The 12,020-nt window shown below is 67.6% G+C and carries 11 protein-coding genes and 1 tRNA gene; 2 read left to right on the top strand and 10 right to left on the bottom strand.

Features of this window, described 5'->3' with window-relative positions; translation table 11 throughout:
• On the top strand, positions 1-428 hold a 428-nt coding region (locus tag D1832_RS15595), incomplete at its 5' end, for a hypothetical protein (protein ID WP_206609401.1).
• A 169-nt stretch (positions 429-597) separates the two neighbouring features.
• On the top strand, positions 598-1,821 hold the full coding sequence (locus D1832_RS12490; RefSeq protein ID WP_118914439.1) for an acetyl-CoA C-acetyltransferase: 1,224 nt from the start codon (positions 598-600) through the stop codon (positions 1,819-1,821).
• A gap of 71 nt (positions 1,822-1,892) precedes the next feature.
• Here D1832_RS12490 and D1832_RS12485 read toward each other — a convergent pair whose 3' ends face one another.
• The 10 genes from D1832_RS12485 to mfd all read right to left on the bottom strand — a co-directional run bounded on the left by D1832_RS12485 (position 1,893) and on the right by mfd (position 11,996).
• On the bottom strand, positions 1,893-2,315 hold the full coding sequence (locus D1832_RS12485; protein ID WP_118914437.1) for a VOC family protein: 423 nt from the start codon (positions 2,313-2,315) through the stop codon (positions 1,893-1,895).
• A gap of 123 nt (positions 2,316-2,438) precedes the next feature.
• Positions 2,439-2,762, bottom strand: coding sequence for a hypothetical protein (locus D1832_RS12480; protein WP_118914436.1), 324 nt, complete (start codon positions 2,760-2,762; stop codon positions 2,439-2,441).
• Positions 2,755-3,675 (bottom strand): Bax inhibitor-1/YccA family protein, encoded by a 921-nt coding sequence (locus D1832_RS12475; protein ID WP_118914434.1) that lies wholly within the window; start codon positions 3,673-3,675, stop codon positions 2,755-2,757. The genes D1832_RS12480 and D1832_RS12475 overlap by 8 nt, the downstream gene beginning before the upstream one ends.
• 23 nt (positions 3,676-3,698) lie before the next feature.
• Positions 3,699-3,774: transfer RNA gene (locus D1832_RS12470), tRNA-Leu, on the bottom strand.
• 130 nt (positions 3,775-3,904) lie between these two features.
• A complete protein-coding gene (locus D1832_RS12465) occupies positions 3,905-4,843 on the bottom strand; it encodes a Ppx/GppA phosphatase family protein (RefSeq protein WP_118914447.1) in 939 nt (312 codons plus the stop codon).
• 2 nt (positions 4,844-4,845) lie between these two features.
• Positions 4,846-5,370, bottom strand: a complete 525-nt coding sequence (locus D1832_RS12460; protein ID WP_118914432.1) for a DUF501 domain-containing protein — start codon at positions 5,368-5,370, stop codon at positions 4,846-4,848.
• Positions 5,367-5,948, bottom strand: a complete 582-nt coding sequence (locus D1832_RS12455; RefSeq protein WP_118914430.1) for an FtsB family cell division protein — start codon at positions 5,946-5,948, stop codon at positions 5,367-5,369. The genes D1832_RS12460 and D1832_RS12455 overlap by 4 nt, the downstream gene beginning before the upstream one ends.
• A gap of 5 nt (positions 5,949-5,953) precedes the next feature.
• Positions 5,954-7,237, bottom strand: coding sequence for a phosphopyruvate hydratase (eno, locus tag D1832_RS12450; protein WP_118914429.1), 1,284 nt, complete (start codon positions 7,235-7,237; stop codon positions 5,954-5,956).
• Positions 7,238-7,368: 131 nt separating this feature from the next.
• A complete protein-coding gene (locus tag D1832_RS12445) occupies positions 7,369-8,373 on the bottom strand; it encodes a nucleoside triphosphate pyrophosphohydrolase (RefSeq protein ID WP_241511004.1) in 1,005 nt (334 codons plus the stop codon).
• Positions 8,370-11,996 carry a transcription-repair coupling factor gene (gene mfd, locus D1832_RS12440; protein ID WP_118914427.1) on the bottom strand — a complete coding sequence of 1,209 codons (3,627 nt, stop codon included), beginning with the start codon at positions 11,994-11,996 and terminating at the stop codon, positions 8,370-8,372. Before mfd ends, D1832_RS12445 begins: the two co-directional genes overlap by 4 nt.
• Positions 11,997-12,020 lie beyond the last annotated feature (24 nt).

Below are 12,020 nucleotides of genomic sequence, written 5' to 3'. Positions count from 1 at the left end.
ATCCCAGCCGAAATCAAACGGTGACACCACACCACCACCCACAAAAAGGTGATCGTGTGTCTTGTATCCATCCATCAAACATCAGCCAGAACAACACCAGCCATAAGGCCAGCAAAATACTGTTGTTTGGCGATGATCACATCGGCACGCTGTTGAGTTCTCAAAACACCATCACACACCATCAACAAGCCCCACACTGCGTGGCGGCCCGTTTCCGGGGCAACTTCTCTAACTTAATCCATCCGGCTCTTGGGCGTCAAATCCAACCCGCCACCGCCACAACCGTGACCAGTGAGGATCTTCATCTCGCGCACTTGGCTCCAGACAAATCCATCAAACCCAAGCACCCGACCCGCACACTCAACCACCAACCAAACAGTCAGTGTGAGCGGCTCCTGCCGCGATGCCCTTCCGGGCTGACTCCGTAAACACTAGTCGACCGAGCCGCGTCCCTGCAAATCGGGTCGGCACAACCCCTCGCGGCACCGTCCGTCCACCTCGTTCGGGCGCCTACGGCGGTGCCGATGCCTACAATCGCGGAGACAGCGCATGCCCGTCAGCGCGCCCTGTGGGGCGCCATGCAAAGGAGCAGTTTTTATGCCCGAAGCAGTGATCGTCTCTGCCGCACGCACCCCGATCGGACGAGCCTTCAAGGGCTCCCTCAAGGACGTCCGCCCGGACGACCTGGCCACGCAGGTCGTCGAGGCTGCTCTGGCCAAGGTTCCCGAACTGGACCGTGCACTCATCGAGGACCTCTACCTCGGCTGCGCCGAGCCGTCGGGCCGCCAGGGCAACAACATGGCGCGAGTCGTCTCCGTTCTCGCCGGAATGGACCACGTTCCCGGCGCCACGGTGAACCGCTTCTGCGCCTCCTCGGTTCAGACGACCCGCATGGCCGCACACGCCATCCGTGCCGGTGAGGGCGATGTCTTCATCTCAGCCGGTGTCGAGTGCGTCTCGCAGTACACCAACTTCTCCGGCGCTGGTGAGTCGGACTCGAGCGACCTCAACCCCAAGTTCGCCGACGCCATGGCCCGCACGGCGGAGACCGCGAAGACGAACGCAACCTGGAGCGACCCGCGCGAGCAGGGTCTCCTGCCCGATGTCTACATCGCCATGGGCCAGACGGCCGAGAACGTCGCCACCTACCGCGGTGTCTCCCGCGCGGAGCAGGACGAGTGGGGCGTCCGCTCGCAGAACCGTGCGGAGAAGGCCATCGCCGACGGTTTCTTCGCTCGGGAGATCGCGCCCGTCACGCTGGCGGACGGCACGGTCGTCTCCACGGACGACGGCCCCCGCGCCGGCGTCACGCTCGAGGCACTCCAGGGCCTCAACCCCGTCTTCCGCGAGAACGGCACCGTCACCGCGGGCAACTGCTGCCCCCTCAACGACGGTGCTGCCGCCCTCGTCGTCATGAGCGACGTCAAGGCACAGCAGCTCGGCCTCAAGCCGCTCGCCCGCGTCGTCTCCACGGGCGTCTCCGGCCTCTCCCCCGAGATCATGGGCCTCGGCCCGGTCGAGGCGAGCAAGCAGGCACTCGCCCGCGCCGGTATGAGCATCGGTGACATCGACCTCTACGAGATCAACGAGGCCTTCGCCGCCCAGGTTCTGCCGAGCGCCCAGGACCTCGGCATGGACCTCGACAAGCTCAACGTCAACGGTGGCGCCATCGCGCTCGGTCACCCCTTCGGTTCGACGGGTGCACGCATCACGACGACGCTGCTCAACGGCCTGCAGGCCCGCGACGGCCAGTTCGGTCTCGAGACGATGTGCGTCGGTGGCGGCCAGGGCATGGCCATCATCTACGAGCGCCTCAACTAATCGCTCTGATACCGACAGAAGCGGCCGGCGTCCCCGATGGGGCGCCGGCCGCTTCTCTCGTGACGTGAGGCTCAGGCCTGGTCGCGGTGCTCGGACGTGGCGATGTTGACCATCCAGCGGGTGCCGAACTTGTCGGTGAACATGCCGAACTCGTCGCCCCACATCTGGACGGCGAGCGGCATCGTCACGTCGCCACCTTCGGAGAGGTCGGCGAAGTAGCGTCGCAACGACTCGGCGTCGTCGCCGGTGAGGCTGATCGAGATGTTGCCGCCCGGCGTGTACTTCATCTCCTCAGGGGTGTCGGAGCCCATGAGGACGAACTCGTCCGTCGTCGTCAGCATGCCGTGCATGATCTTGTGCGCCTCCTGGCCCTCGACGCCCATGTCGCCGAAGGTGGAGAGCGTGAGGTCTCCACCGAGGACGCCGTGGTAGAACTCCAGCGCCTGACGGGCGGTGTCACGAAACTGCAGGTACGGGCTGAGGCGCGAAGCCATGGTTACTCCTCGAGAGTGCCAAAAGGGAACGGCGAGCGCCGTATGGGCCACAGCACAAGCGTGTCGACCCTCGGTTCCCTTGCCCTCGCGAGCCCACGAGAGCCCGCCGATCGGGGACTCGCGTCAGAGCGAGCGTCGGACGGCGGCCAGCTCCGCTGCGAAGCCGTGGATGTCCTTGACCTGCGCAGCGTCGAACGAGACGGCGCGCAGCATCTCGGCGAGGAGGGCAGGGGCCACGTCGGCTCCCCCAGCGCCTGGGACCTCACGACGCTCGATGCCCGCCGCATCTGCGTGGGCATCGCCCAGGCGTTGGACAAGCGAGCCCAGCGAACTCCGCCAAGAGCTGCCCTGCCCAGCCTCGTCACCGGGGCTGAGGGCGCGCAAACGCCGAACGACCCGCTCGAGTTCCACCTCGAACGGGTCGTTCACAGCCTGGGTGTCAGTCACGCAGACGCGCCAGGAGGCGCAGCATCTCGATGTAGAGCCAGACGACACTGACGAGCAGGCCGTAGGCCAGCAGCCAGGAGGTCTTCTCCGGGACGCCGGCGCGCACACCGTCCGAGATGGAGTCGAAGTCGATGGCCAGCGAGTACGACGCGAGAGCCACGGCGAAGATCGAGATCGCGATGCCGAGCGGTCCCGAGCCGCCGATGCCGAAGCCTTCCTGCAGGCCCGTCAGGACGAGCACGAAGTTGACGAGCGCAAAGAGCATGTAACCGATGAGCATGTACATGAAGATGCGGCGGCTTCGAGCCGTGACGCGGATGAGGCCCGTCTTGTAGCCGAGAAGCACACCGGCGAACACACACAGCGTGGCGAGAACGGCCTGGACGACGACGCCCGGGTAAGCCGTGTTGAAGAACGCACTGACGGCACCGACGAACACACCCTCAGCGAGGGTGAAGGCGATGATCAGAGGCACCGAGATCGTCTTGCGGAAGGCGATGATGAGCGACAGGACGAGGCTGACGATGGCGCCACCGGCCCAGAGGCCGAGCACGGTGGTGTTCTGCTGCGAGTCGATGGCGCGCTGGGCGAACACCCACGAGCCACCTGCCACGACGATGAGCAGACCGAAGAGGGCGATCGCCTTCATGACGACGTCGTCCATCGTCATGCTGCGGCCGCTGCTCTGCTGCATCGGCGCCTGCGGCGCGTACTGCTGATCGAAGCCCTGCTGACCGAACGGCTGCTGACCGTAGGGCCGCTGCTGGAAGCCCGGCTGGCCGTAACCCGGCTGCTGGCCGAACTGCTGCTGGCCGTAACCCGGCTGGGCACCCTGCTGCTGGGAGCCGAAGCCGGCGTACTGACCAGAACGCAGGTTCTTGTCGAAGTTGCTGAAAACCGGATTACCGGCCATGTGCCCTCCAGGGACGAAATGGTTGGTGCCCTCGACGGGAGTCGAACCCGCAACACAGCGATTTTAAGTCGCCTGCCTCTGCCGTTGGGCTACGAGGGCACCCCATCGTAGCGAGAGGGTGCTCACCGGCCGTCGGGCGGAGCTGTCGGGCAGTTAGCCGTCGAGATGTTTGACTGCGTCAACGAACGCTGCGAATCGGTTGTTCCCGTTCCGTGCGACGAATGAGCGCTCAGGCCGTGATGCTGAGGGCGATGCCGTCGAGGATGTCGGTCTCGCTCGTGCGCACCTCGGTGAGCCCCGCGCGTGCAGCGACGCGTTGCACCACGGCTCGCCAGATAAGAGCTCCCGCTCCGATGACGTCGACGCGCCCAGGGTGCATGAATCCGTACACCGCCCGCTCGTCGCGGCCGGCGCCGAGCAGGGCGTCACACGAGGTGAGCGCCTGCTCAAGCGTGAGTTCCGCTCCGTGGATTCGCGACGAGTCGTAAGACGACAGGCCAAGCGCGTGGGCTGTGACGGTCGTGATCGACCCGGCAAGGCCGACCAACGTCTTCGCCGCAGACAGGTCGACGATCTTCTCGGCCTCGTCGAGCGCGGCGTCGATGTCGACCATCGCCGATTCGATCTCTGCGGCAGTCGGTGGGTCGGAACGCAGATGGCGCTCCGTCATGCGCACCGAGCCGATGTCGAGCGAGATCGACTGCGCGACGTCGTCGGTACCGAGCACCAGCTCCGTCGAGCCGCCCCCGAGGTCGACGACGAGGAAGGGCGCATCTGCGTTTTGCGCGCGCAGCGGCCCCGTGGCACCGGTGAAGCTGAGCGACGCCTCCTCGTGCCCCGAGACGACCTCGGGCACGACGTCGTAGGAACCGAACGCCGATCGAACGCCGTCGACGAACTCGCCGGCGTTCTCGGCGTCACGCGACGCCGACGTCGCGACGAAGCGCACGGCGTCCACGTTGTGCTCGCGGCAGATCTGGGCGTACTCACGCGCGACGAGCAGGGTGCGCGCCATCGCTTCGTCGGTGATACGCCCGGTCACGTCCACACCCTGGCCGAGGCGAACGATCTCAGTGCGGCGAGCGAGGTACGTGAGGTTCTCACCGTCACGATCGGCGACGAGAAGCCTGATCGAGTTGGTCCCGCAGTCGATCGCACCGACGCGCATCGTCACTTCCCCTCTTCGGCGGGCACTGCGCCGCAGCAGCCGTTCTTCCACCAGTCGTCGCCGAGCAAGGCGATGGCTTCGTCACCCAGCGGATTGATGCCGGGGCCGACGGAGAGCGAGTGCGCCACGAGCACGTGGAGGCACTTGACGCGCGTCGGCATACCGCCGGCGCTGATGCCGTCGATCTCGGGAACCTCGCCGAGCTCGGCGCGACGCGCCAGGTAGTCCTCGTGCGCGCGGCGGTAGGAGGCCGCAAGTTCCTCGTCCTCGGCAAGACGGTCGGTCATCTCCTTCATGACGCCCTGCGATTCGAGCGTGGAGATGGCACCGGTCAGGCGCGGGCACGTGGCGTAGAAGGAGGTGGGGAACGGGGTTCCGTCCGGCAGCCGCGGCAAGGTGCGCACCACCGTCGGGCAACCGCACGCACAACGCGCCGCGACCTCGACGGTTCCGCGAGGCACACGCCCCAACTGGCGCTCGATGGCCGCGGTGTCGCTGGCGCTCACCGACGAGCTGATCTCACTCATTTCTTCCCCTGCTGACTCTCGTCGGACGACATCTTCACCGAACCCCACAGCTGGCCGTACCAGGGGCGACTCGACAACGTCGTCGCGTTCGCGACGCCCGTGGACTTCGTCACCGCATGCGGCTTGTTGCGGTCGTCGACGTAGACCGTCACCTTCTGCCCCGGCATGGCGTAGCCGAGGCGCTGCGACGCCTGCTTCTTGATGTACGCCGGATCCTCCCAGCGCTTCTTCTGCGCCTCGAGCGCCTCGACCCGCTTCTGACCGTCGATCTTCTGCTGGCGCAGGTCGGCGATCTCACTGCGCTGCTGCAGGTAGCTGCGCAGCGTGGGCGTCAGGACGACGAGCATGAGCGCGAAGAGCGCACCGAGGGCAAGAGCACGGCGGACCGTGCGCGGGTTCGCCCGACGCCGACGCTCGATGGGCGCATCGAACTGCTGACGCAGGCTGGGGCGCGTCGAGCCGCTCGGGCGCGAACGGTCATGCCCCGAGCGTGCCGGGCGGCTGTTCGGGGCAGGACGCGCACCTCCCGTTCCACCGCGTGCGGCGGAACGGGAGGTGCGGGACTTCTTCGGCTTCAAACCGCTCAGTTACCTGCGAAACGCGGGAAGGCGCTGCGGCCGGCGTACACCGCGGCGTCGTCGAGTTCCCACTCGATGCGCAGCAGACGGTTGTACTTCGCGACGCGCTCGGAGCGAGCCGGCGCACCCGTCTTGATCTGGCCGCAGTTCGTGGCGACGGCGAGGTCTGCGATCGTCGTGTCCTCCGTCTCACCGGAACGGTGCGACATCATGCAGCGGTAGCCGTTCGTCTGCGCGAGCGTGACGGCGTCGAGCGTCTCGGTGAGCGAACCGATCTGGTTGACCTTGACGAGCAGCGCGTTGCCGGTCTTCGTGTCGATACCGCGCTGGAGACGCTCAGGGTTCGTGACAAAGAGGTCGTCACCGACGAGCTGAACCTTGTCACCGAGGGTCTCGGTGATGTGGGCCCAGCCTTCCCAGTCCTCCTCGTCCAGCGGGTCCTCGATGGAGACGAGCGGGTAGGACTTCACGAGGTCGGCGTAGTAGTCCGTCATCCACTTGGCGTCGCGCTTCTTCTTCTCGAAGGTGTACATGCCCTTCTCGCAGAACTCGGACGCGGCGACGTCGAGTGCGAGCGCAACGTCCTTGCCCGGGACGTAGCCGGCCTTCTTGATGGCGTCGACGATGAGGTCGAGCGCAGCGCGGTTGGAGTCGAGGTCCGGAGCGAAGCCGCCCTCGTCGCCCAGGCCGGTGCTGAGCTTCTTGTCGTGGAGCACGGCCTTGAGCGCGTGGTAGACCTCGGTGCCCATGCGCAGCGCCTCGCTGAACGACTCGGCGCCGATCGGGGCGATCATGAACTCCTGGATGTCGACGTTCGTGTCGGCGTGCGAACCACCGTTGAGGATGTTCATCATCGGAACCGGCAGGACGTGGGCGTTCGGGCCACCGACGTAGCGGTAGAGCGACAGGCCTGCCGACTGGGAGGCCGCGCGGGCCACGGCGAGCGAGACGCCGAGGATGGCGTTCGCGCCGAGCTTGCCCTTGTTGTCCGTGCCGTCGAGAGCGATCATCTCGGCGTCAATGAGGCGCTGGTCGTCGGCCTCGGCGCCGAGGAGCTCGGGCTGGATCTCCTCCATGACCGAGTTGACCGCGTTCTGGACACCCTTGCCGAGGTAGCGGCCCTTGTCGCCGTCACGACGCTCGACGGCCTCGAACTGACCGGTGGAAGCGCCCGAGGGAACGGCCGCCTCACCGACGGAGCCGTCGTCGAGCACGACGACCGTGCTCACTGTCGGGTTGCCGCGCGAGTCGAGAATCTCGAATGCGCCGATGCTTTCAATGGTTGCCACAGAATCTCTCCGATGCAGTGAGGGGAACGGTCACGTCGTTCGACCGCAGGCTGTGTGCGACGCGATGGCCGCTCACCTCCGAGCCTAACGAACCGAGCAGGAACTGGCCGGTAGCAATGCCGTGGTGAAGCTCATGTGGACGGATCGCTGCGTCGAGCGCCCACGCGGGCGTCGAGATCGCTCAACGCCGTGGCCAGGGCCACGCTCGGATCGACGCCGAGTTCGCGAGCCTGAACGACGAGGTCGAGCAGTGCCGGACCGAGGGAGTCGCCGCTCGTCACGTCCGCGACGAGATCGCCGTGGCCGGCCTTCGTCAGGCGGGACACGTACTTCGTGGCGCGCTCGAGCGGCGGCAACCCGGTCGGGACACCAGCCAGGGGGTCGTCGGCGTCGCGCTCGGGCTTCTCGTCGGCCTTGATGCGGGCCCACTCCGCTTCGACTTCCTCGGGCGAGGACGCGGCGCCGTCGGCGAACACGTGCGGGTGGCGGCGGACGAGCTTGTCCACCAGGCGCCCCGCGACGGCGTCGATGTCGAAGCCGTCATCAGCGCGCTCGGACGCAACGCGCGCGTGGAAGAGCACCTGGAGGAGCACGTCACCGAGCTCCTCCTCGAGGTGTGAACTGTCCTGCTCGCCGATCGCCTCGAGGACCTCGAAGGCCTCCTCGACGAGGTACGGCGCGAGGCTCGCGTGCGTCTGCTTCGCGTCCCACGGGCACCCGCCCGGCGAGCGGAGCGTGTCCATGACGGCGACGGCGTCGAGCAGCCGTGCGCCGGGAGCGTCCCACGACCCGACGACGACCTCGACGGGCGGCGGCGAGTCGAGGCGCGTCAGCTCACCGGCGAGCGCGTCGGTGAGCCCTGGGTCGGCGTCCGACGATCCGAGCCATACGACGTCCTGCTCGTCGGCCGCGTCGACGAGGCGCCGGGCCAGATCGGGCGCCGTGACGTCTGCGACGAGTTCGACCTCGAGGCCCGCCTCGGTGACGGCCTCGACAAGCGGCTCCTCCGCGTCACGCCCGAGGACGAGGCCCGCGGACTCGATGCGGCTCCAAGCGTCACGTGTCATGAGCCCGGCCGGCACGCGCGGGCTGACGACGACGAGGCCGATCGATCCGGCGTTCATGTCGGCACTCATCGGCGTCCTCCTCGGGAAAGTTCCTGCGCCGCAGCGGCGGCCGCGATGTCGTCGAGCAGCACCGCCTGAACGAGCTGCGTGGCCCACTGCAGGATCGCCTCGTCGCGCAGTGGCTTGCCGCCGACGGGCTTCGTCATGGGCGTGGGCACGAGCAGGCGCTCCTGTGCACTCTTGACGAGGGTGCCCGGGAAGAGCCGCTCGAGGCGCAGCTGCTGCGATTCGCGCAGCTCGGTGACCGGCCCGAAGCGCACGTACTTGCCCTGCACACCGATATCGCTGATGCCCGCCTTGCGCGCGACGGTGCGCAGGCGTGCCACGTCGAAGAGGTTGAGCACCGGCTGCGGCGGCTCGCCGTACCTGTCCTTGAGCTCGGCGATGATCTCGTCGAGAGCTGCCTCGTCCTCGACGCTCGCGAGCTTCTTGTACGCCTCGAGGCGCAGACGCTCCCCCGGCACGTACTCGTGCGGCAGGTGCGCGTCGACGGGCAGTTCGATCTTGATCTCGACCGGCATCGTGTTGCCCTCGTCGCCGCGGTAGTCGGCCACGGCCTCGCCCACCATGCGCACGTAGAGGTCGAACCCGACGCCGGCGATGTGACCGGACTGTTCACCGCCGAGGAGGTTTCCGGCGCCGCGGATCTCGAGGTCCTTCATCGCGATCTGCATGCCCGCCCCGAGGTCGGTGTGGCTCGCGATCGTCTGGAGTCGGTCGTGTGCCGTCTCCGTGAGCGGCTTCTCCGCGGGGAACATGAAGTACGCGTAGGCGCGTTCGCGGCCACGGCCGACACGTCCACGCAACTGGTGCAGCTGGCTCAGGCCGAGCTGGTCGGCCCGCTCGACGATGAGCGTGTTGGCGTTGCTGATGTCGAGGCCGGTCTCGACGATCGTCGTACAGATGAGCACGTCGAACTTGCGCTCCCAGAAGTCGACGACGACCTCCTCGAGACGGGCCTCGCCCATCTTTCCGTGGGCCGTGGCGACACGCGCCTCAGGCACGAGTTCGCGAATGCGAGCAGCCTGCTTCTCGATGCTGCCGACCTTGTTGTGGACGTAGAAGACCTGACCCTCACGCATCAGCTCGCGCCGGATGGCGGCCGTGATCTGCTTCTCGTCGTACGCACCGACGAAGGTGAGGACAGGGTGGCGCTCCTCCGGCGGCGTGGCCAGGGTCGACATCTCGCGGATGCCGGTGACCGCCATCTCGAGCGTGCGCGGAATCGGCGTGGCCGACATCGCGAGCACGTCGACGGCCGTACGCAGCTGCTTGAGCTGCTCCTTGTGTTCGACACCGAATCGCTGTTCCTCGTCGACGATGACGAGGCCGAGATCCTTGAACTGGACCTCCTTGCTCAGCAGGCGGTGAGTGCCGATGACGAGATCGATCGAGCCGTCCTTCAGGCCCGCGAGCACCTCGCGGGCCTCCTTGTCGCTCTGGAAGCGCGAGAGCGCACGCACCGTGACGGGGAAGCCCGCGTACCGCTCGGAGAAGGTGGAGAAGTGCTGCTTGACGAGCAGCGTGGTCGGCACGAGAACGGCGACCTGCTTGGAATCCTGAATCGCCTTGAACGCGGCGCGCACGGCGATCTCGGTCTTGCCGTAGCCGACGTCACCGCAGACGAGGCGGTCCATCGGAACCGTCTTCTCCATGTCAGCCTTGACCTCGTCGATACTGCTCAACTGATCCGGCGTCTCGACGTAGGCGAATGCGTCCTCCAACTCACGCTGCCATGGGGTGTCCGGTGCGAACGCGTGACCGGGCGTGGCCTGGCGCGCGGAGTAGAGGCGGATGAGTTCACCCGCGATCTGCTTGACGTGACGGCGCGCCTTCGACTTCGTGGCGGCCCAGTCGGAACCACCCATCTTCGACAGGGTGGGCATCTCGCCGCCGACGTACCGGGTGACCTGGTCGAGCTGATCGGTGGGGACGAAGAGTCGGTCGCCCGGCTGCCCCCGCTTGCTCGAGGCGTACTCAAGCACGAGGTACTCACGGGTGGCTCCGCCGACGGTGCGCTGCATCATCTCGACGAAGCGGCCGACACCGTGCTGTTCGTGGACGACGTGGTCGCCCGGCTTGAGCTGCAGCGGGTCGACGACGTTGCGGCGGCGCGACGGCATGCGTCGCATGTCCTTCGTGCTCGCCCCGGCCGAACCGGTGAGGTCGGCCTCGGTGAGGACGACGAGACCGAGGTCGGGCATCTCGAAGCCGTGCCCGAGCGCGCCGGTGGCCACCTCGACGCCGGCCTGCACCTGCGTCATCGGGCGCGAGGCCACATCGTGCTCGCCGAGCACCTGCGTCACGCGCTTGGCGAAGCCGGGCCCGTCCGTGACGACGGCGACGGATCGCCCGGCGTCGACGTGGGCTTTGATGTCGGCCGAGGCCTTCTCCGTGTCACCGCGGTAGTTGGGCACGTCCTCCGACGCGATGGTGACGCGAGTGCCGGGCAACTCGTCCTCGAGGAACTCCTGCAGGTCGTTGTCGGCAGCGAAGGAGCTGAACGACCACCACGCGCGCCCGCCTGCGAGCGCCTTGTCGCGCAGATCCGACAGCGCCCAGTAGGAACCGCCGTCGAGGATCGAGCGCAGGTCGACCGGAATGGCGTTGCCGGCAGCCGCGTTGGCCCAACTTGCGTCGAGGAACTCCTGGGAGGTGTTGACGAGGTCGTGGGCGCGGGTGCGCACACGCTCCGGGTCGAGCAGGACGACGTGGGTTCCCGGGCGCACGACGTCGACGAGCGTCTCCATCCCCGCGGGAAGAAGTGCCGGCATGAGGGATTCCATGCCCTCGACGGCGATGCCTTCGGCCACCTTGGAGAGCATGTCGGTGACGCCGGGCAGTGTCGGGGCGAGCTCGGCGGCGCGCTCACGGACCTCGGGCGTCAGCAGCAGCTCACGGCACGGCGGCGCCCACAGCCCGTGCGGGTTGACCTCGAGCGAACGCTGGTCGGCCACCTTGAACCAGCGGATCTCCTCGACGACGTCACCCCAGAACTCGAGGCGCACCGGGTGGTCCTCGGTGGGCGGGAAGACGTCGAGGATGCCACCGCGCACGGCGAACTCACCGCGCTTCTCCACCATGTCGACGCGCGTGTACGCAGCACCGACGAGGGCTTGGACGATGTCTTCGAGCGGGCGCTCGTCGCCGGCCGCGAGGCTGACCGGTTCGAGATCACCGAGCCCCTTGGCGAGCGGCTGCATGAGCGCCCGCACGGAGGCGACGACGACCTCGATCGGCCCGTAGGTGCCGCCGGATTCGGGGTGCGCGAGGCGTCGCAGCACCGCCAGGCGCTTGCCGACCGTGTCGGAGCGCGGCGACATCCGCTCGTGCGGGAGCGTCTCCCAGCTCGGGAAGTCGGCGACGGCGTCGTAATCGAGGAAGCTGCGCAAGACGGCCGTGACGTCGTCGGCCTCACGACCGGTGGCCGTGACGACGAGCAACGGAACGCCACCCTCACCGGGCGCGCAGGCGCCGGCGAGCGCCGCCGCGATCGGTCCGCGCAGGCCGGAGGCGGCCGCAACATCGACGAGGCCCTCCTCGCCGCGCAACGCGAGCAGCCTGCCGACCGAGGCGTCCGCGCACACCCGCTCGAGCAGCGGCATGAGCGGCAGATTGGTGGCCTCGGGCATTCGCGGAACTCCTTCGCGGGCGGT

The sequence above is a fragment of the Dermacoccus abyssi genome (assembly GCF_003515945.1).
GTDB lineage: Bacteria > Actinomycetota > Actinomycetes > Actinomycetales > Dermatophilaceae > Dermacoccus > Dermacoccus abyssi.
Note: the sequence above shows the minus strand (reverse complement) of the source record. Positions and strands in the feature narration are given on the sequence as shown.